The 20724-nt window shown below is 63.8% G+C and carries 19 protein-coding genes; 16 read left to right on the forward strand and 3 right to left on the reverse strand.

Going from position 1 to position 20724, the window contains the following annotated elements; translation table 11 throughout:
- The first annotated feature begins 275 nt into the window (after positions 1-275).
- From ACGFMK_RS20280 to ACGFMK_RS20315, 8 genes are all read left to right on the forward strand, one after another.
- On the forward strand, positions 276-596 hold the full coding sequence (locus tag ACGFMK_RS20280) for a helix-turn-helix domain-containing protein (RefSeq protein WP_392765159.1): 321 nt from the start codon (positions 276-278) through the stop codon (positions 594-596).
- A 119-nt stretch (positions 597-715) separates the two neighbouring features.
- Positions 716-1912 carry a tyrosine-type recombinase/integrase gene (locus tag ACGFMK_RS20285; protein WP_392765162.1) on the forward strand — a complete coding sequence of 399 codons (1197 nt, stop codon included), beginning with the start codon at positions 716-718 and terminating at the stop codon, positions 1910-1912.
- A gap of 834 nt (positions 1913-2746) precedes the next feature.
- The gene (locus ACGFMK_RS20290; protein WP_392765165.1) at positions 2747-4321 is read left to right on the forward strand and encodes an N-6 DNA methylase; all 1575 of its coding nucleotides are present in this window, start codon (positions 2747-2749) and stop codon (positions 4319-4321) included.
- The gene (locus ACGFMK_RS20295; RefSeq protein WP_392765168.1) at positions 4314-5507 is read left to right on the forward strand and encodes a restriction endonuclease subunit S; all 1194 of its coding nucleotides are present in this window, start codon (positions 4314-4316) and stop codon (positions 5505-5507) included. Before ACGFMK_RS20290 ends, ACGFMK_RS20295 begins: the two co-directional genes overlap by 8 nt.
- A 4-nt stretch (positions 5508-5511) precedes the next feature.
- Positions 5512-8589, forward strand: coding sequence for a type I restriction endonuclease subunit R (locus ACGFMK_RS20300; RefSeq protein WP_392765170.1), 3078 nt, complete (start codon positions 5512-5514; stop codon positions 8587-8589).
- A gap of 86 nt (positions 8590-8675) precedes the next feature.
- Complete coding sequence (locus tag ACGFMK_RS20305; RefSeq protein ID WP_392765172.1) at positions 8676-8999, forward strand: DUF6221 family protein; 324 nt, start codon at positions 8676-8678, stop codon at positions 8997-8999.
- Positions 9000-9098: 99 nt separating this feature from the next.
- The gene (locus tag ACGFMK_RS20310; RefSeq protein WP_392765175.1) at positions 9099-9461 is read left to right on the forward strand and encodes a hypothetical protein; all 363 of its coding nucleotides are present in this window, start codon (positions 9099-9101) and stop codon (positions 9459-9461) included.
- Positions 9462-9469: 8 nt separating this feature from the next.
- Positions 9470-9682: a hypothetical protein gene (locus tag ACGFMK_RS20315; RefSeq protein ID WP_392765178.1), complete on the forward strand. Its 213-nt coding sequence runs from the start codon at positions 9470-9472 to the stop codon at positions 9680-9682.
- A 65-nt stretch (positions 9683-9747) separates the two neighbouring features.
- Here ACGFMK_RS20315 and ACGFMK_RS20320 read toward each other — a convergent pair whose 3' ends face one another.
- A complete protein-coding gene (locus ACGFMK_RS20320; RefSeq protein ID WP_392765179.1) occupies positions 9748-11328 on the reverse strand; it encodes a hypothetical protein in 1581 nt (526 codons plus the stop codon).
- A 474-nt stretch (positions 11329-11802) separates the two neighbouring features.
- On the opposite strand from ACGFMK_RS20320, the gene ACGFMK_RS20325 reads away from it, so the two are divergent.
- From ACGFMK_RS20325 to ACGFMK_RS20360, 8 genes are all read left to right on the forward strand, one after another.
- Complete coding sequence (locus tag ACGFMK_RS20325; RefSeq protein WP_392765182.1) at positions 11803-12960, forward strand: ImmA/IrrE family metallo-endopeptidase; 1158 nt, start codon at positions 11803-11805, stop codon at positions 12958-12960.
- Between the two features lie 2 nt (positions 12961-12962).
- Entirely contained in the window at positions 12963-13451 is a 489-nt protein-coding gene (locus ACGFMK_RS20330; RefSeq protein WP_392765185.1) for a DUF4411 family protein, read from the forward strand.
- A gap of 356 nt (positions 13452-13807) precedes the next feature.
- Positions 13808-14833, forward strand: coding sequence for a hypothetical protein (locus ACGFMK_RS20335; protein ID WP_392765188.1), 1026 nt, complete (start codon positions 13808-13810; stop codon positions 14831-14833).
- Positions 14834-15145: 312 nt separating this feature from the next.
- Positions 15146-16651, forward strand: a complete 1506-nt coding sequence (locus ACGFMK_RS20340; protein ID WP_392765190.1) for a hypothetical protein — start codon at positions 15146-15148, stop codon at positions 16649-16651.
- Positions 16652-16802: 151 nt separating this feature from the next.
- Positions 16803-18059, forward strand: a complete 1257-nt coding sequence (locus ACGFMK_RS20345; protein WP_392765192.1) for a pentapeptide repeat-containing protein — start codon at positions 16803-16805, stop codon at positions 18057-18059.
- A 153-nt stretch (positions 18060-18212) separates the two neighbouring features.
- Positions 18213-18803 (forward strand): hypothetical protein, encoded by a 591-nt coding sequence (locus tag ACGFMK_RS20350; RefSeq protein ID WP_392765194.1) that lies wholly within the window; start codon positions 18213-18215, stop codon positions 18801-18803.
- A 180-nt stretch (positions 18804-18983) separates the two neighbouring features.
- Positions 18984-19112, forward strand: coding sequence for a hypothetical protein (locus ACGFMK_RS20355; RefSeq protein WP_392765197.1), 129 nt, complete (start codon positions 18984-18986; stop codon positions 19110-19112).
- 180 nt (positions 19113-19292) lie between these two features.
- The gene (locus tag ACGFMK_RS20360) at positions 19293-19463 is read left to right on the forward strand and encodes a hypothetical protein (RefSeq protein ID WP_392765199.1); all 171 of its coding nucleotides are present in this window, start codon (positions 19293-19295) and stop codon (positions 19461-19463) included.
- Positions 19464-19794: 331 nt separating this feature from the next.
- Here the strand turns inward: ACGFMK_RS20360 and ACGFMK_RS20365 are convergent, their stop codons facing one another.
- Positions 19795-19929: a hypothetical protein gene (locus ACGFMK_RS20365; protein ID WP_392765201.1), complete on the reverse strand. Its 135-nt coding sequence runs from the start codon at positions 19927-19929 to the stop codon at positions 19795-19797.
- Between the two features lie 268 nt (positions 19930-20197).
- Positions 20198-20716: a hypothetical protein gene (locus tag ACGFMK_RS20370; RefSeq protein ID WP_392765204.1), complete on the reverse strand. Its 519-nt coding sequence runs from the start codon at positions 20714-20716 to the stop codon at positions 20198-20200.
- Positions 20717-20724 lie beyond the last annotated feature (8 nt).

The following is a 20724-nucleotide window of genomic DNA, read 5'->3' on the forward strand; positions in this document are numbered from 1 at the left end:
GAAGTTCAGCTACCGGCTAGTAGTTGGGGCACAACTGGGGCACCGGCCCGAGGGCGGCGAAATGGGGTCACGAAAAGTGCCCCAGTAGCGTCCCCCGGACAGGTGGACGCCAAAGGTTCTTTGCGCGCACCTTCGTGCCATCGGCGGCAAGCTCAGCTCTCTCGCCGAGCGTCGTCACGAAGCGGTTCGCCGCGCATCACCGCAGTCCTGTCTCCTCCGATGCGGCTGGACGGAGTTAGCAGCGACCACGACCCGTCGCTCACTGCGAGGCAGCCATGCAAACTGACGATGAAGCCCTGCGGCGATCCGACCCCATAGCACTCGAGCCACCGAGCCACTCCCAGCCCGCCAACTCCTACACCGCCGAAGCGGGCGAGCTTCTCTACACGCCGGCAGCCGCGGCTGAGCGGCTGACCGTCGGCGAGTCCTGGCTCCGCCGCAAAGCCGGCCAGCGTCTCATCCCGTGCACTTTCGTCGGCAAGCATCTGCGCTTCACCGAAGACGACCTCCGCGCGATCATCGCCGCAGGCCACCGCGGACCGCGCAACCGCGACCAGACCGGCCGCCCCGGACGCCGACGCCGCACCCGTCGCTGACACCCGTTCCGGTACCACGACGAGGTTCTTCGCCGAATCAGCTTCCTCTCTGTCGCCTATGGAGCGGTCCTGGACACGCACCACCACGCGACCCCCTCACCACAGCGCAGGAGTTCACCGTGCCCTGGACCGAACCCGCCGGCGACGACACCTGGCGAGTCCGCTATCGCCGCACCGACGGCACCAAAGGCGCCATCTCCGGCTTCCCCACCCCAGACGCCGCTGACGACCACATCAGCACGATGCTCCACGAACAACGCGCCGGAACCTGGATCGCCCCTGAAGACGGCCGCACTACCATCGCCGAGTTCGCCCCCGCCTGGCTCGACTCCCTCGACATCGACCAGCGCACCGAAGAGAACTACCGCAGCTTCCTCAAAGTCCACGTCCTCCCCCGCTGGGGCAACACCGCCTTCGCCGAGCTCACCAACCTCGGCATCCGCACCTGGGAGAAGAAACTCCGCGCCTCCGGCTTGGCCAAGACCACCGTCGACAGCATCATCAAATGCCTCTCACTCCTGCTCTCCGACGCCGTCCCCGAGAAGCTGATCGCCGCTAACCCTCTCGTTGCCCGCCGCCGCGGGCGCCGTCGCCGAGCCCAGCGCACCCCACGCAAGATCTGGGGCGAACCCGCCGAAGTCCTCCATGTCGCCGACCAAGCCGCCCTCAAGTACGGGCCCTGCGGCGCCGTCCTCATCGTCACCGGCGGCTGGACCGGAGCCCGCTGGGGCGAACTCACCGGCCTCGACCGCGACAACGTCCACCTCTACGACGACGACACCGGCAACATCTACCTTGACCCCGACATCGGCGCTCTCCACGAACCCTGCAGCGGGCCGCTCTACCTCGGCCACCTCAAAACCGACGAATCCGAACGCACCATCAGCCTGCCCCCGTTCCTCGTCCGCCTCCTGCGCTGGCACCTGACCTCCCACAACCACCGCCAGGTCTTCGTCACCCCCAACCTCGAATGGCACCGACGTAGCAACTTCTCCCGCCGAGCCTTCCGCCCCGCCGCCGACGGCAACCTCCACATCGCCAACCCGGCCATCCGCCTCCATCCGGCCAAGCCCGGCCTCACCTTCCACGGCCTCCGCCACAGCCACAAAACCTGGATGATCGACGACGGCATCCCCGAAATTGCCCAAGCCCTCCGCCTCGGCCACGTCCTCCAAGACAAAGTCCAAGAGACCTACTCCCACGTCGCCGCCGCCGTCGAACAACGCCTCCTCGAAAGCCTGCAAGCCAGGTGGGACAAGGCAGTCGCGGACTCCAAGACCACAGCTGCACAGGCGCTGTGGCGCGCGTGCGCATGAGATAGGACGCCGCCAGGCGCGGCCTACCACCACACCGAGATGGCTTTTCGGTCGGTCAACCGGCGCGCCCAAGCCCGCTGCCCAGGGCCCCGTTGACCGCTCGGAGCGAGCGGTACAGCTGGTGATGCTCTCGTATGCGAGCACCGTGACGGCAGCCGCCGACGGGTCGGCCCCCAAGTCCCACGAGATCGTCGTGGAGGGCCGTGGCGCTGGCCGACGTGTCGTCGACGGACCTGTCCCGCAACCAACTCCGCGCAAGTACCTTCTTCAAGGGTTGCTTTTCATCACCCAGGTGGGCGAGCCCGCAACCGGGCGATCTCGGCTATGACGTCTAACTGGCACTACGGAGACGGACGAGCGTCGCTGACCGCACCGCAGCCGCAGCCTCCGACGACTGGGAACGCGACTGCACCGCGCTCTCCCGCGTCGTCACCGCAGAGATCTTGCATCAGCCGACCGGGGAGAACGCTAGGCCCCGGCACGGACATCCGTGGACGATGCCGGCGGAGGCCGCCGAACCCGTCGAAGTCCGCGATGCACAGCACCCACGGCCGGGACCACCGCCCTTCATCGGCATCCGCCACTGGCACTTTCGCCGCAGGCGAATGGCATCTCCTCGAAGTCCACCTTCACGATGGCCTTGCCTGTCCTTCGTCGTAGGTTTGGCGGTCGGCCAGGTTCCTTCAGACCAGGTTAGCAGTGATGTTCACGCAGGGTAGTCAACTAGCGCCGCACCCGGCGTGTACATGCCGCACACTCTCGAAATAAGGTGACAAGCAGGACCGCCACGGCCTGCCGGCCGCCACTCTTTCACGACGAAGGACAGACCGACTGATGGCAGTGACTCAGCAGGAGATCGAGAACAGGTTGTGGGACGCCGCCGACGAGCTGCGCGCGGTGATGCCCGAAGCGCAATACTCCTCGGTCGTCTTCCCGCTGATGTTCTGGAAGTACCTATCGGACACCTGGGAACACCAACACCAGGAGTTCCTGGCCGACAACGAGGGCCTGGACGACCTCTCCGCCGAGGAAGCCCACGAGATCGAGTACCGAGACTACCAGTCGTTCGAGATCCCCTTCATTCATCGCGGCACGGTCAGTGAACGTCGCGCATCCTGGTCGTCCATCCTCGCCACCGTCGCCATGCCAGGCCTCGGCATGAGGGTTCGCGCCTCCCTTCAGGCCATCGAAACGGCGAACCCTGACAAGTTCTCCCGCCTATTCGGATCGATGAACTGGACCTCCGAGGCGGTGCTATCAGGGGATGTCTTGGCGGCAGTCATGCAGGCGATGAACCGTACTCCGAAGATGCACGAGGGCAACATGTCCCACGACGTGCTCGGTGGGGCGTACGAATACCTCCTGAAACGGTTCTCCGATGGGTCCGGCACCCGCGCCGGCCAGTTCTTCACCCCGCGCGAGGTCGTCGAGCTGATCGTCGAGATCTTGGATCCCAAGAACTTCGAGTCGGTGTATGACCCGACCTGCGGGTCAGGCGGCATGCTCATTGCCTCCGCGAACCTTCTGAAGGCCAGCGGCGGGCGTGGCTACACGCTCAAGCTGCACGGACAAGAGGCCGTTCCGGACACTGCGGGTGTGGCGCGTATGAACCTGTTCATGCACAACCTCACCGAGTTTCAAATCGAGGTCGGGGACACCCTGAAGGACCCGCGATTCAAAAAGCCCGACGGGTCCGTCGCCCAGTTCGACGTGATCGTCGCCAATCCGCCCTTCAGTCTGAAGTGGAAGCCCTGGACCGACGACCCGCGCGCCATCGGCGGCGTCGCCCCGCAGTCGTCCGCTGACTGGGCGTTCGTACAACACATGATCGCCAGCATGAACCCCGAGAAAGGCCGCGCTGGCGTCGTCCTCCCCCACGGCGTCCTCTTCCGCGGCGGCCAGGAAGCAGCCATCCGTCAGCGCGTCCTGGACGACGACCTCCTGGAAGCCGTGATCGGTCTGCCGGTGAACCTCTTCTATTCGACTTCCATTCCGACCTGCATCCTCGTGTTTCGCGCGCCCGGCACCAAGAAGAAGGAGCGCCGGAACGGGGTGCTGTTCATCGACGCCTCCAAGCGGTTCACTAAGGCCAAGAACCGCAACGTCCTGACTGAAGTGGACATTGCCGATGTGGTAACCGCTTACCACTCGAGCTTCGATTCTGAAGGCAACCCGGCCGACCCTGACGGCGACGGTGGACTCGCCGCGCGATTCGTCTCCGCAACGGAGATCTCAGCGAACGGGTACAACCTCGACATCGGGAAGTACATCAAACAGGCCGCCGCCGAGCAGCAAGATCTCGGCACTCTCATCGACATCTACAACGTTGCCCGAGCTGAGCGCCAGAAGTCCGAGCAACGCATGCACGCCGTCCTTGCGGCTGCCGGAATCGAGGGCTTCGATGAGTGACTGGAAGCAGATCACCCTCGGTGACCTGCTGGCTCGAGTGCGCCGCAAGGTGGTGGTACAGGATGGCGTTAGCTACCCGGCAGTCAGTGTCCAGATGTATGGGCGCGGCCTCGGCGAGAAGGAACCATTCGTCGGTGGTGTCTCGAAATACACAACCCTGAACATGGTGCGCGCGAACGATGTCGTTCTCCGCACGATTACAGCGTTCGAAGCCCCGGCAGGCGTCGCACGGGTGGAACATGATGGAACCCACGTCTCTGGTGCCTTCATCACCTACGAGGTAGACCAGAGTGCTCTCCCTGAGTTCCTGGGGCTGTACTTCCAGACACCGGTGTTCTGGGATGAGATGCGAGACCGCGCCTCGGGAACGGTTCTGCGCCGCAAGACGATCTCCGACGCATCGTTCCGTGCCATCCCGTTCGCCTTGCCTCCGCTGCCCACACAAGAGCGAATCGTCGAGGTGATCGCCGCAGTCGACGACCAGATCACCGCACTCGAAGCCGAAGCGGGGGCAGTACACATGGTGCTGCGACAGCTTCGTGCCGAACTGGTCAACAACCAAGACACTCCGGCAATCCGTGCTGACGAGGCGTTCGAGATCACGATGGGACGACAGAGGGCACCCAAGTATGCGACGGGGCCCTACATGACGCCGTACCTGCGTTCCGCCAACGTAGGGTACGGAACGCTCGACTTGACCGATGTGTTGGAGATGAACTTCGACCTGAAGGAACGCAAGGTATTCGGTCTCGTACCCGGCGATGTACTCGTGTCTGAAGGCAGCGCAAGCCAGTCCGCAGTCGGCATGCCGGCGGTGTGGCGCGGAGAGCTACCAGAGCCAATCTGCTTTCAGAAGACGCTCATGCGATATCGAGCCATTGAGGGCGTCAGCGTCTCGGGCTTCGTGAACCATTGGTGCTTGTGGGCCTATGAGTCGGGCACGTTCCTCGATATCGCGGGAGGCACCAATATCAAGCACATTACCGCCATGCGTGCAGTTCGAATGCCGGTACGCCTTCCACCCGTCGCAGACCAGAAGCGGATAGCTCTCCAGCTCGACTCTATGAGCGAAGTCGTCGCCACCACCCGAGCGGAGGCGAACCGCCTCCGTTCCGTGCGGGCGAGACTGCTGGCAGGGTTGCTGGACCACACCATCGACATCGAGTCTGTCGAGCAGGGGGGCTGAGCACGTGGCGAAAGGCGTTCGGGAGCGCGAGTTTCAGAACTTGATGATCCAGTGGTCCCTCCCGATGGGCTGGAGCTTCACTGCGGGTAGGTCGCTGCCGCGTGAAACGACGCAGACGGTGCTCGTCGGCGAACTGCGAAACGCCCTCGTCGAGCTCAACCCGGGGGTGATCGACGGGTTCGATGTGGACGCGGTGGTGGCGGAAATCGTCGCCACGGTCAACGCCGTAGATGGTGGTCTCGTGCGGGCCAACGAGCAGGTGCTGCACCTACTACGGGGGCTCAAGGAGTTCCGCGATGCCGACGGCGTGTGGCACGCGCTCAAGATTCTCGACCTCGAGGACCCAACCGCCAACACCCTGGTCGTGTCGGACGAGGTGACCATCACGGTCCCGGGCAAGACCTCTCGCCGGTTCGACCTGGTGTACTGGGTCAACGGCATGCCCTTGGTCGTGGTCGAAGTGAAGTCGCCGACCGCGAAGTCCGGGTGGACAGACGCTGCCCGCGAGATCAATGACGTGTACGCCACCGAGTACCCGTGGTTCTTCACGCCCAACGTCTTCGCTGTCGCCTCCGACGGGCTGAAGTTGCGGTTCGGTGCCGCCGGTGCGCCCACGAACCTGTGGCAGCCATTCCGGTCCACCGCCGACGACGAGAACCTGGCCGGGCAAGCCGACGTGCGACGCTCCGTTGAACTGTTGCTCAACCCAGCGACCGTCCTGGACATGCTCGCCAACTTCGCCTTGTTCGACACCTCCGGTGGTGGAGCAGACCAGAAGTACCTGCCGCGCTACCCGCAGATGGAAGCCGCCCACCTGATCCACCAACGAGTCTTGGCCGGCGGCCAGAAGGGTCTGATCTGGCATCACCAAGGCAGCGGAAAGACGCTGCTTATGGTGTTCGCCGCCTCGCTGCTTCTGGCCGACACCCGTACCGACTCGCCCACGATCATCTTGCTCTCCGATCGGACCCAGCTCGTCCGGCAGACCTCAGGGGTGTTCACCTCTGCGATGGGCGACGCCTATTTCCACCAGCCGGCTAGCAGCGCCGAGCTGCGGGCGTTGCTGGCCGACGATGTGCGCGGCGTCATATCGACGACCGTCCACAAGTTCGGCGAGGCTGGCAAGAACCTCTCGACCCGCGACAACATCATCGTGATGGTCGACGAGGCACACCGCACCCAGTCCGCCAGGACGGCGTCCCTGGCCGGGCAGATGCGCGCGGCGTTGCCGCACGCGAAGTTCTTCGGCATGACCGGTACCCCTGTCCGCAACCTCGCCACCGACACGTTCGCCCTCTTCGGCGAGAAGACCGACCCCGGCAGGGTGCTGCACCGGTACTCGGTGTCTCGGTCGTTGCTGGACGAAGCGACCGTCCCGGTCATGCTGGACCCGCGCCCGGTGGCCTTCGAGATGAACGACGAAGAGCTGCAGGCCGAGTTCGACGAGTTCGCCGACGAGTTCGACCTCGACGATCCCGACCGTGATGCTCTCTCGCGCAAGTTCGGGCGTCTCACCTCGGTGTTCGCCAACCCCGACCGCGTCGACGCGGTCTGCCAGGACATCGTCGACCACTACCTGGCCGGTGCCTACCGCAACGGTCTGAAGGCCCAGGTCGTCGCCTACAACCGCGAGCTGGCTGTCGCCTACACCGACAAGATCAACGAACTGCTGGCCGGCTTCGAGGCGACACAGGTACTCGCTGAGGTTGGAAAGCATGGCCGGATCTCCGCCGAGGTGAACATCTCCGTCTCCGATGCCAAGGACGAAAACCCCGCCATGCGGCCGTTCCGGCTCTCGGAGGCTGCAGAGGAGGAGCAGAAGCGGAGGTTCCTCACCCCGGATGACCCGCTGTGCTTCCTGGTGGTGACCGCGAAGCTGATGACCGGGTTCGACGCACCCAACGAGGGCGTCCTCTACCTGGACAAGCCGCTGAAGGCACACAACCTGTTCCAGACGATCACCCGCCCGAACCGCACCTGGGTTGCCCCGACCGGGTTCGTGAAGACATCCGGCGTGGTCGTGGACTACATCGGCCTGGCCGAAGAAGTGCAGAAGGCCGTCGTCGAGCCTGCCTCTGCCACCGCCGGCAAGGGTGGCGGATTCGTCACCGACCTATCCGAGCTGGTCGCCGAGTTCCGTACCACCTTCGCTCGTATCGAAGATCTCCTCGTCGACGTGGACGACCTGGACCTCACCGTCCACGGATACGAGTCAGTTCGAGCCATCAACGCCTTCCTCGACGCCAATCCGGGCGCCGCCGAGGTGTTCACCAAGGACTACCGCCTCTTGGCCCGCCTGTACCCGCTGATCAACACCGACAAGCGGGTTACCAAGTACCAAGACGGCTTCGGACTCTTCGGGTCCGTTTACACGACCCTGTTCAAGAAGGCTTCCGACGAGGAAAGAAGGGAACGGCTCAGCGAGCTGGGGCCGATGGTTCTGGAGATCATCAATGCCCACGTCCACTCATTCTCCGTGGCGGCCGCTCGGGAGGAGGCCCTCGTCCTGGACGCCCAGGGCATCGCCGTACTCAAGGAACTGCTCGCCCTTTTTCGTCCCAAGCCTGGCAAGGATGACAGCGAGGACGAGACGCCGCCGTCCGCTGCGGAGATCCTGGACCGCATCAAAGCCGCGCTCGAGGAGGGTGTCGAACCCGGGTCCGCGAAGTTCACCGCCCTCGCAGAGCGGATCAGGCAGCTTCGTGACCGGATCATCCAGAACGCCCAGGACGCCCTGGATTTCCTGGAGGAAGCACTCCGGGTCGCCCGCGCCATCGTGGACGCCGAGAAGCGCCCTGACGAAGCCGTCATCGTGTTGGACGAGGACCGTGTGGGTGTCCTGTCGCGAATCATCCACGATCATGCCCCGCCCGGTCTTACGGTGACGGAGCGGAACCTGGCCGAGGAGATCGATCAAGTAGTCACCCGCACCCTTGCCCGATCATGGGACAACGCCGACGCCCGCAACCGCGGCGTCCGCCGCGCCACCGCCGCTGTCTTCCGCCGATACGCGTTGAAGCCAGTCGGGGAGCCGTATGACTCCACCGTTGCATACATCGAAGCCCACTACCTGGTCGACTGAGGACCGTTCTGAGCAGGTCACCTGGTCGTGAACTACCGCCCGAGTTAGACGAGCGGTCCCCGCCGCGCAGAGCTGGCGAAATCGGCATGGTGGACGAACCGGCCCATACCGATCTCGAAGCCGACGACGGCAAGCCCGTCCCGACGCGCGACGTCGTCTACTTCCGCCACGACAGTGAAGGCCGGCTGGATGAGGATTTGACGACTTGGCTGCGTGCCCAGGTCGCCGCAGGCGATCCCCGTGCAGCGCACGGCACCGAGCTGGTCCTGGACCACTACGAGCAGAAATGCCGCGAGGCTTCGACCAATCCCGCCGTCGAGATGGAGTGCCGGCTCATCTGGTCGGTGATTCAACGTCTCGCGCTGCCGTATGCGGACCGATCGGGCTACCGCGACGAGTGGCGGCCGTGATCAGCGCCAACTTGTCACAGTCGAACATGCGTTCTACATTCGGGTGAGCGTCGGGCAGGTAGGGGAAGTACCTGCCCGACGCCACCCAAGGAGAACGCCATGGTCACGAAGTACGAACGCGAGTTGCAGCGTGCGGAGGTCGCGAAGCGTATGCGGGCACACGCGGACGCCGTGCACGCCGTCGCCTCGCGGGTGCCGTTCTGGCGGCTTGACGATACCGGCGACGAGATCATAATCCGCGACCTCGACGGCCCGCCGCTGGCCACATTCCACGGCGTTCATGCTGCCGAGATGGCCCACTGGTTCGAGATGATCGGACGCCGCACTGCCGGCATGGCACTCGCCAAGCTCATCAGTGCCTCCGCTGGGACCGCCGAGCACGCCCCTGGCCGAGAAGCTGCACTGCAGCTGCTCAAGGAGATGAAGCTCGAAGAGAAGCCCAGCCGCTACCGCCGCCGCTAGAACAGCCGATGGACGCCCCCGACCTCGCCAACGCCACCACGTACGTCGTCACTGACCAGCCCAACGCCGTTGACCGCTGGCATGTCCTGCCCGACATGACCGTGATTTACGAGCGCAGACCGGGCGAGTTCGAGGAAGCTCGCGTACTCACCGCCAGCACCCTGCAAAACCACCCCGCATGGACAGAAGTGGCTCCCGAAGCTTCCAGTAGGGAGTCCTGACTGTTGCAGCCCCGACGGACCTGGGGTGCTGCGGACCCGGTCGCCCGCGGCACCCCAGTCTGTGCTCAGGCGCTCGGCACGTCCTTGTCGCCGAAGACCTGCATCAGGCTCGCTGGCAGCTTGGCGCGGTCCGATCGACGGTCGAACGGGGAGGCCCCCGGACGTGGCTCGTCGGCGAGGTAGCGCTCGGCGTGTGCGATCTCTGCCTGAGTCAGGTCGTCTGCTGCCATCTCGGCGAGCATGGCGCGCATGCTGGCCAGCACTGTCGCCGCGTCGTACTCCACCTGCGGACCACGACGTCGCCCCACCGGCGCGTCGAGGTATTGCGGCTCAAAGAAGGCGCGGCGGAGTTCAAAGCGGGCGGGCTCCGGTCGCCTCTTCCCCTGCCAAATCTCGTAACGCCGCCACACTTGGTCGCGCCACTCCGACCTGACACTGAAGTGCCTCTGGCGACTGTCACGCGCCGCGTTAAGCAGGCTGACGAACGCGCTGTCGGCACCTTCGGTTACTGCAGTCAGTAGGCGACGACCGAAGACGGTCTGGATCGCGGTGTCGTTGACCCACGGCGGCAGCAGGTCAAGCCGCACCTGCCCCAGGAGCACGTCAGTCTTGTCCGGTACGTCAGCCAGGCACAGGACGTGGTCGAAGACGACCTCACCCGCCAGGCTTTCCGCGTGGAGGATGATCTTGTCGTTGTCGGCGCCGAGCAGTGCGAGCATCAGGGTCGCCGGGTCACCCAGCACGTCTCGTGCCCAGACGGCACTGACCGCACGACCACGGGCGCGCCCGCCTCGTTTCACCCGCTCGACAGCAGCGTCGAAGTGCGTCTCGCAGTAACGCTGGCCGTCACGAGCCATACGGAACGGTTCGTCGGAGGCAATGTCGCAGGTTCCACAGGTACGAATGCGTTGGAGCGCGCGGGCCTGCCGAGGTGTCTCCGCCGGGATCGGGACAGCATCAGCCACAGCGTAGAGCGGACTGTGCCGGCCCGAGTTTGCTCGCAGCGTGGCGACCGGCGCCTGCGTCCGGGCGGGAATCAGTCGCCGACGACGCAGCGCCGGAAGCGGAAGGAGGATGTCGGCCGGCAACGTCAGCTCCGTGTAGACGGGACGTCCCGCCGTGCAGCGCGTACGTCGAGGAGTCGATGCGTCCGCCTGCGGCACGTTGGAATCGAACTGCCACCGCCGGGCATCCAGGAACACAACGTCGCCAGGCTCCCGTCCACGGACAGGTGCGGTCAGCACGGCACGCAGCCGATGAGCTGGTTGGCCCGGCACTGGGGGCAGCAGGACACCGGTCAGCGACTGTGTGACGTCTGCGGTTCGGCGTTCACAGCGAGTGTGGAGACCGTGCATCTCCGACCAGTCGTAGGTGCTGGCGTGCAGGATGGGGAACGCGGCGTCCGCGGGCAGGAGGCCGCGCTCGCGCAGCAGGTCGTCTTTCGCCGATCGCACGGATTGGCCGGTTGCCGCTGTGTGAGCGCGTGCGGCTTGGTGGAAGTCTTCGACGACGCGCCGGGCTTGGCCAGCGGGTTCAGGGCCGCGGTCGCCTGCGAGGCGTTTCACCGCCTCGCTGTGCGGTATGTCGACAAGTAGGCCGAGCAGCTTCGCGTCCTGACGTCGCGCGGAGTGGCTGTCTTTGGGCATGTCTTCGCCTGTTCCGCAGGGTTTACCACGCACACCCTGCCGTGACGAGACCTACCGACAACGGGCTTGACTGCTGCTACGCGGGACCGCAGGGACCTTTGGTCGACATCGTCACCAGCCGGCGTGGACGGCAGCGACAGCGACGGAGAACGTACGCGCCTTGACTCGGCACGCATTGTAGCCGACTGCTCACCAGCTACCGCACTGGGCGTGAGCTATCGCCTTGCGAGGCGTCGGGCGTCATTACGTCACGATCACTGATCTGGGCCACCGCGGCCACGCCCCCGCGGACACGTTTCGGGCGCGCAAGCACGCCGGAGGCCTCTTGGCGTCAATTCGTCGCCTGGAGGCCCAGGCACTGGCCCTCGCATCAGCACCTCCCGAAGCACTGAACAGCAAAGATCACACAGAGTAAGTAGGCCAACTGGGTGATCTTGTGACAATCTTGGGCCTGAATCCGATACTGGAGGCGTGGTGACCAGAGTCGACGTGGAGGCAGACGTGATCGCGTGGGCACGCGATCGCTCCGGCTTGCCCGCAGCCGACCTTGAGCGCCGCTTCCCCAGGCTCCCCAGCTGGATAAGTGGGTCTATCGCGCCAACCATCAACCAGCTTGAGGAATTCGCCGAGGCCACGCATACGCCCGTTGGGTTCTTCTTCTTGACTGAGCCGCCCGCCGAGGACGTGCCCTTGCCGGACTTCCGCACCAGGCGAGACGCCGGCGTAACTCAGCCGAGCCCAGACCTGCTGGACACCATCTACATGGTGCAGCAACGCCAAGAGTGGTATCGCAACCACGCGATCTCTTTGGGTCAGGATCCAGTTGGAATTGTCGGCTCAGTCACGACACGCACCCCTGCTGCAACCGCCGCGCAGCTCATTCGTGACGCCCTCCGCCCCGGCGGAGGGGAAAGCTTCAGCCCGAAGGACCCCGCTGACGCGTTCCGCCTGATTTCGGAGGCCGCCGAGGAGGTCGGCGTCCTAGTGATGGCGAACGGCATCGTCGGCAGCAACACCCATCGCCGCCTCGACCCGAACGAGTTCCGGGGATTCGCGTTAGCCGACGCCTACGCTCCGATCGTCTTTGTCAACGCCGCCGACACGAAGCCCGCGCAAAACTTTACACTTATTCACGAGCTGGCACATATTTGGCTGGGAGAAACAGCCCTGAGCGGCATCGACCCACACTCGACAGGAGACGAGAACACCTCCGAGAAGTGGTGCAACGCAGTAGCCGCCGAAGTGCTCGCGCCATTGAACGTAGTTCGATCAATCTTTCAACGCGATTCAGATATTCAAGGCGAGACTCAAAGGCTCGCATCCCTCTTCAAAGTGAGCACTCTTGTGATCTTGAGTCGACTACACGAGGCAGGACTGCTCGACTGGGCAACCTACCGCTCAGCATACGCGCAGGAGGAAGCGCGTCTGCAGGCCTTGCTAGCCAATCGACGAGAGTCGCCAGGCGGAAATTTTTACAACACACACGTCGTTCGCACCAGTCGCAGCTTCGCGCGCGCAGTTCTGACAAGCGCCGCCGAGGGCAGAACTCTTCAACGCGAAGCGATGCAACTACTGGGACTGAAAACTAGGGAGACGTTCGAAAAGCTGGCGAAACACCTGGGGGTTTCCTAGCCGTGTACCTTCTCGACTCGAACGTCTTCATAGAGGCCAAGAACTCGTACTACGGATTCGAGTTCTGTCCCGCATTCTGGGATTGGATCGTCAAGGCTGGACAGAGTGGCCTGGTTTGGAGCGTCGAAAAGGTGCGCGACGAGTTGATCGACGCGCAGGACGACCTGTCCAAGTGGGCACAGCAACTGCATGCGAACTTTTTTATCAAGGTGAGCGAAAAGACGGTTCCCAACCTGGCCAAGGTAAGCACGTGGGCGACAACCAGGGGGTTCGATGCAGCGGCAGTGTCGGACTTTCTCCGGAAGGCGGACTACTACCTCGTAGCCGAGGCGCTCACATACAACTTCACCGTTGTCACTCGGGAAAAATACGACCCCAATTGCAAGAAGAGAATCAAGATACCTAACGCGTGCAAGGAGTTGGGCGTTCCTTGTATCACCTCGCATGAACTACTCAGGCTTGAAAAACCCCAGTTTGTGTTGGGTTCGTGACCGTGCGAACCGCGGCGCAGCTCTACGAGCCCTTCGCGAACAAGCCGGGGTAGCCGGCCCCGTCCCGGACGAGTTCCCGGTCCGAAACCCCGCTACGTCGACGGCTCGATGGTCCAGCCCGACCTCATCGACCCGCATGTCCGGCCGCTTCTGGGCCTGCGTCAGCTACCTTCGCAGCGGAGCCCGGACCTTGCACCACGGCCCTGTAGCGCCCAGCTGAACGCACCATCGCTGGTCCTCGGAAGCCGACCCCGCCGCTCTGACCAGCGACAACCGACGTAGCAGACGTCCTGGGCACGACTTTGCAGCCGGAGATCACGGAGAACCTGTCAGTACGGCGTCGTACGCTTGTCACCATGACAGCCGAGCTCACCACCCCGTCGCCGTTTCAGCGACTCAGCGTATTGCACGCTCCGCCGCGACTGGCGGTGTTCGACTGCTCGGTGCTGACCTCCGACGTCATCGCGGCAACCCGTCGGATCCCGCCCTCCTCATTCGTCGCCGCGATGCAGAACGGCACCGTTCGCGGGTTCATCACGCGACGGGTCTGGGCCGAAGTGCCCCGTGTGCTGGAAGATCGGTGGCGCGAAGACGGCGGCGCGTTCGACCTTGGCACAGCGCTACGGATTTGGTGGCGCACCTATGTTCCCCTGCTCTACACGGTAGACACCGACCGCCTGCCCTACACCACCCAAGCTCAGCAACTGGCCAAGGAAGATCCGAGCGACGTCGGGATGTTGCAACTGCACGGGGTGCTCGGCCCTGCCGCGCTCGTCTCACACGACCGCGACCTTCAGCGCAGCGGCCTCGCACACGAGAACTGGATTCAACTCAGGTCGGCGGTCGGCCAGGTCGGCAAAGCCGAGGGCGAAGCCCGCGCCGCCCTGCAGGTTGCAACGCTCGCCGTCGAGGGCACCGCCCGAACGGTCGTGGCCACCGCTCGCGCCGCGTGGAAACGCCCGATGACGGCCGTGATGATCGCTGCAGCAATCGCCGCTGGCGGGTTCTTGACCTACCGGCGTTCGCGCTCATTGGCGGCCGTCAAGATCAGGCCGTTCCTGCGGGAGGTCGGACAGGCCGTGGTTACCCATGCCGCCGAGGTGCACGAACGCTACGAAAGAGGCACGACGGTCTGGGCCGACGCCGAGCGGGGCTCGATCGGGGAGGCTCTGCTGCACCAGGTAGCCCGGGTATTGGCCTGCTCACCCGAGCCAATGACACGCACCGAGATCCTGCAGGCGGTGCCAGGGTTTCCCGGTCACACCCACATCCAACGGATGTACAACCTGTATGCACTGCTGCGCACCTACCCGATGTTCTGTGAACTGCAAAACCACCGGTGGCAAGTCGGTCGCGCCGATGTCGGCGCCGGACTGGCCTAACAGCTCCCGAGTTCGCCCGCCGCCCGGCCCCAACAAGCAGCTGGCCTACGCCGTGACGCAGAACGCGTGTGACAGCGCACAGATGTCCCCCGTGGTGGTATGCCCGTTTCAACCGGTACGCCTTGACGCCGGCTGGTTTCCGGTCCTCCGGCAATCTAGTTGGTTCCGCCGCTCACCGCTGGCCAGGAGTTGGGCACGCCTTGCCCCGTCAGAGCACAGTGAAGTCACGATCGAGGTCCCACAGCTGCAAATCGTTAACGAACGCTCCGGGCGGCAACGATCTGGTGAGCATCACCTACGGAGGGCATCAATATGAGCGATCGCGCTGTCAGTGACGCAGATCGGACTACGACCGGCCAGGAGGTCGTGCGGGCGGCGGACCCACGTGCTCAGGTCGAAGCGGCAGGTAAGGACCTGCAGGCGTTCGAAGACCTCATGCTCACCCTGATCGAGCAGTGGGGCTTGCCGACCGAGGATATCATCATCAACGTCCGAGAACGGGAGAAGCTGCTCCGGAACACACCTGACGCTCTTGAAGGACTCGACAACACCCAACGAGCACGCGCCTCGTACGTCGCGAAAATGATCCTCGCCGCATCGGTGGGCCTGTTCGACGCCGCGTTGAACTACCTCTGGAACGAGACGATCAACGAGCTGCGGGCCCGAGTCGCCTCGTTCGACGTCGCATACTTCTTCGAGATCGCCGAACCCGACCCAGCCCGCCGCAGCACCCTCCGCACCCCAGATGACTTGGCCAAGATCGACGACGCCAAGCTGATGGAGGCGGCCAACCGCATCAAGCTGATCAGCGACGTCGGCTACAAGCAACTCGACCACATCCGCTATATGCGCAACAACGCGAGTGCCGCGCATCCCAACCAGGTCGCACTCACGGGCCTGAAGCTGGCGGAATGGCTGGAGACCTGCATCCGCGAGGTCATCACCCTTCCCCGAGACAACGTCGTCGCCGAGATCGGCCGCCTCCTGAGCAACGTCAGGAAACAGCGCCTCACCGAGACCGAGTTGACGAACGCCGCGGCATTCTTCGACAACCTCCCGCCCGACCAGGCCGACAACCTCGCAGCAGGCCTCTTCGGCATCTTCAACCCGCCTGACGCCACCCCGGATACGCTGGATAACGTCCGCAAGCTCTGGCCGGAGCTCTGGCCCTACGTCGGCGAAGAGCAGCGCAACGAGTGCGGCATCAAGCTCGCACGGTTCCGGGCCAACGGCGACACCGACCGGGCACAACGCGCCCGGGACCTGCTCGATCTCGTCGACGGAACCGCCTACCTGCCCGAAACCGACCGCGAAGCCGAGCTCACCCAGGCCATCGAGGAGCTCACCAACGCCCACGAAGGCTGGAACAACTTCTACGAGGAACCCCCCGTTGCTAAACGACTGTTGAACCTCGTGGGGAAATACGGTCAGGTCCCGGCAGGCATCGGCCCGACCTATGTTCGCCAGCTCATCTACGTCTTCCTCACCAACGGCAACGGAATCGCCTGGAGCGCTGATCCAATCTACAAGGAGCTGATCGGCAAGTTCGATACCAGTCAGGCCAGGATCGCGCTCCGCGTCTTCGCCGATAGTAAGATCGCCAGCCGGCTCCAACACGAACTGCCGCGCACCAAGTGGGCTGAACTCCTCGACCTCATCACACCGAAACTCACCGGCCGCCGCGATCGGACGTTGCTCGATGCCATCCGCGCTTTCAACGGCACCCCCGACCAGCTCAAACTCGACAGCGGCATCAAGCAACAGCTGAACCTCGGCGGCCCACGCCGACGATCAAAGAAGCCAGCTGGTCGGCCGTGAGTGACGAGCTTCCGCGCAATTTGGATTCGATTCGGCATCCAGTGTCAATTCCCAAGGGAGGCGAACGCCTCTTCGACAAGGTGACCGCGCTCCAAAAGGCGACGCGAATTACCTGAACCGGCTGCACTAAAATGGAGTCGAGATGGCAATAATGAAACCCGATGCCGCCATGCCAACGGCCCAACACCTCAATAAGCCCGGCAAATGGTGGGCTATCCTCCTCGCAACAATCGTCCCCATACTAGCCCTGACCGCACTCGCAATCAGCGTGTTGCTGGCGACCATCAATGTCACCGAGCCCCGAGACCTCATCGAGTTGGTCAAAGCCGGACTAGGAGTCGGCGCTGGCACCGGAGGAGCGGTCGCCCTCGTTCTCACTGGCCGCCGCCAGTGGTCGGTCGAACATGCAAACCGCGCGACGGAGTACGACGCGTCTGAACGACGCGCCACCGAGCTCTATGCCAAGGCTGCTGAACAACTCGGCTCCGATAAGGCACCTATCCGCATGGCCGGACTCTACGCGCTGGAGCGCCTCGCCGCCTTCCACCCCTCCCAGAGACAAACCGTAGCGAACTTGCTGTGCGGCTACCTCCGTATGCCATTTGACCATAGTGGCAAGCATCAATCGGCCAACGGCATGGCCGACGAGCACCAGAACACCACTGACCATCGACAAGAACGCGAAGTCCGACTCGCCGCCCAGGCCATATTCAAGACCCACCTACAGCTAGAGCACGGCGAGAAGGGCCCGGATCACTGGGGACGAATCACAATCGACCTCACCGGCGCCACCTTGATCGACTTTGATCTCTACTGGTGCACAGTTGGCTATGCAAAGTTCATCGACGCCACCTTTGTCGGCAGAACTGAGTTTTGTTCAACGTACTTTGAGGAAATGGCAGTATTTGACGGTGCAACTTTCGTTGGCCATGCCTCCTTCTACGGGACAGCATTTCAAGGTACAGCATCGTTTCGTAGGACCTCCTTTGAAGACGTCGCATACTTTGACAAGGCGAGCTTCGGCGATAAAACAGAGTTCGAGCAGACCAACTTCGCCCAGGACGCATCCTTTTTTAAAGCAGAATTTGTTCCCTGGATCACATTTGCTCCGGCTGGCGTTGAGTTTACCAATGCTCGCTTTGCGAGAAACGCAGATTTTAGCGAGATAGTCTCCAAGACTTGCGTCGGGTTCACTGCCACAACGTTCAACCAGGCAACTTTTGACGGGTCGAGTTTCGACGAAGGCGTCTACGGCCTGATACCGAAGGGGGATCCGAGCAAGTTCACAGCCCGGGGCGCCACAAGCAAGCAACACCCACTGAGCCTTCCCACTCAAGCCGAGCCCGACGACTACTTCAAACGGACTGACATCAACGATCCGAAAAGCTCCGAGGGCCAACAAGAGTAGCGAATCCTGCTCTCCGGTACATCGCAAGCAGAAGAATCTATCGCAGGCGTCCGCGTCATCGACCGAGAACTGGCGGACGGTGATCCTCGGGGTGATTCAGTAGCTTGCCACGCCGCATGCCGATCATCCGACGACTGTGAGGATAGGCACCCAGTGACACGAAAGCGCCTAAGCATCACGAACATCAGGAAATCCACCTGGGCCATCTTTGCCACAATCGCGTTCATCAGTCTCGCGACTTACGCACTCCGGAAGTGGCTGAGCTCGGGTGACTGGGCCGGTCTCGGCCAGTGGTTTGGAGGTCTCGGTGCGCTGATCGCCGCGTGGGTGGCGCTCCGGATCGCCAGCGACGAGAGACGCCGCGAAGGCCGCCGAGACGCGGAGCGGCTTCGCGTGCAGGCCTACTACATCGTCGGCGGAGTGGTGGCCTCCGACGGCAGCAGAGGCGTGCAGGTATTCGTGCGGAACACCGGTCCCGAGCCGGTCGTGAACGTAGACATCGTTGCGTTGCACGTTGACGGCCGTAGCGATAATCTCATCGTCGAATGTGCCCCCACAGCCGCGCGACGCCACGTGCTGCTACCTGGCGAGGAATGGCAGACGTGGGTGAAGCCGACAAAGGAAGATCTCACATCCGATCTGCTTTTGAAAGTCATGGACGTCGGCCCCGTTCCAGAGTTCACCTTCGACGACCTCGCCGAGACCCGTTGGCACCGCATCGGCGACAGCGCACCGCAGACGTAACGGAGCCACCAGCGCGTCGAGCACCACTGCCACATACCGACCCGACATCCCGATCCACACCGTCTGTCAGCTGCAGACCAGGTCGTCAGCGGACTTCCGATGCGCCCGGGATGGCACCCGATCTCGTGTCTCGCTCTCAGGTCAGGTGCCAATCGCCGCATGCGCTGCTATGCCTTTCGCATGATCAGTGCGGTGGGCAACCTCGGCGGCGGGATGAGCGGCAAGTACGTCGGCGGAGCCATCACGGCCGCCGGCGCCCGCACCGGCATCACCATCCACTACACCGGCCACGCTGTCCCGCTGGCCTGACCGTTGCTCCATCAGTTACGCCTCGTCATCATCTATCCGGACGACGCGGGTTGGGTCCGCGTCGAGCCCAGCACCGGCTGCATTCCCAGCCGTCATTCGCCAGACCTATCCCCACCGCCGCGGACACGCAGCGTCGCGCCATGAATGCCAGATACCCGGAACACGATGGGGGGCTACCGGATGATCGTGATAGCGATCGTCTTCTGCGTCCTGGCCGGGCTGCTGTGCTGGGTGATTCTCCGCCTCGACGCCAACGCGAAGCTGCGCTCGGCGCTGGTCGACGCCCGGATCTGGAAAGCGGTCAACATCAAGCTCCAGATCTGGGTTCCACGCGGGGTAACACCGGCGTGAAGGGCCGGCGCATCGGCGCCACCGGTGTTGTGAGGTTTGAGCAGCGACACTCCTCGACGACACCGGGCGACCGGAGAGCAAATTCCGGGACATGCCACCGACGCGAGCAGGGCTGTGACCAGGGAGTTCATAGAATTCCAAGTAACCCCCTGGGAAGCTATCAGTTGGATGCGTGTTGCACTAAAGTTGTCAGTATCGGGGTACAGAACCTCACAACATCCGGCAGCGCCAGGCGACGCCGGGAGGGCGAGGCGACGGGCCCCGAGCAAGAAGATGGGGCGGGAGCCGCGGCCGGTGCAACGGCCGTGTGCGGACATCCCGCCCCGATGGGTTACACCAGGTAACAGGCGACCAAGAACAGCAACGCCAGTACCAGGGTCGAGGCTCCGGTCACCAACTTCCAGGTGACCGGGCCACTCACCTTCACCGTGACGGCGAAGTGCGCGCGGCGCCCTTTATTCCCCATTCCCCACCTCCTTCCTTCGTGAGGACAGCTGCTCCGCACGACGGGTTCTCGGTGAGAGCGCCCAGCCTACTGCGCCGCCTCGACAGAGATCGGTACCCTCACGCTCTCACGTGCCGTGCCGGGCGTGTGCCTCCTCGCGCGGGTTCAAGCGGCGCCGTATGGGAAGCCAATTCCGCAGCGTATGCCCCACCTGCCCTCCCCATTCCCTTTCTTGGTCCCCAGGTTGCCTTCGTTAAGCGTTGTCCCCGAGGCGACGGCATCTCAGTCGTCAACCAGGGCGGCGAGCAGACCGTCTCGATGTGACGGGTCTGCCGGTGGCGCGCGCCACCGGCAGACCGGCCCCCGTCAGGTGGAGGTGTGCCGTGCCCCTGACCATCGTTTTGATGACAGTCAGGGCCCGGTCGCTGTTCCGCCAGGCGATTTCGCTGTCGGCGCCGAGCGTCTCGCCGAAGCCTGTGTTCAGCTGGCCCCGCTGGCCGTTGACGCTCGAGATGGTGAACTCCTGGGCGTAGGGGACGTCGGCGTACTTCTCGTACTCGCCGCCGTCGATTTCGTGCTCGAACAGCTCGTCGACCTCGCGGAACAGCGCGGTGATCGACACTGACATCGGGATCCGGCGGGTCGAGACGCCCACGATGTCGCGGTAGTGCCACTCGGTGATCTGCTCGTGCCGGTGGACCTGCTCGTGTTGGTCGATATGACCTCGAGTACGCCGCATTCCGGCTGAATGGGTGAAGACGTGCCGGCTTCGGCGTGGAGGCACGCGGGCACGATCGGCGGCTGGCATGGTCGGTG

The sequence above is a fragment of the Amycolatopsis sp. NPDC049252 genome, assembly GCF_043197175.1.
Classification (GTDB): Bacteria; Actinomycetota; Actinomycetes; order Mycobacteriales; family Pseudonocardiaceae; genus Amycolatopsis.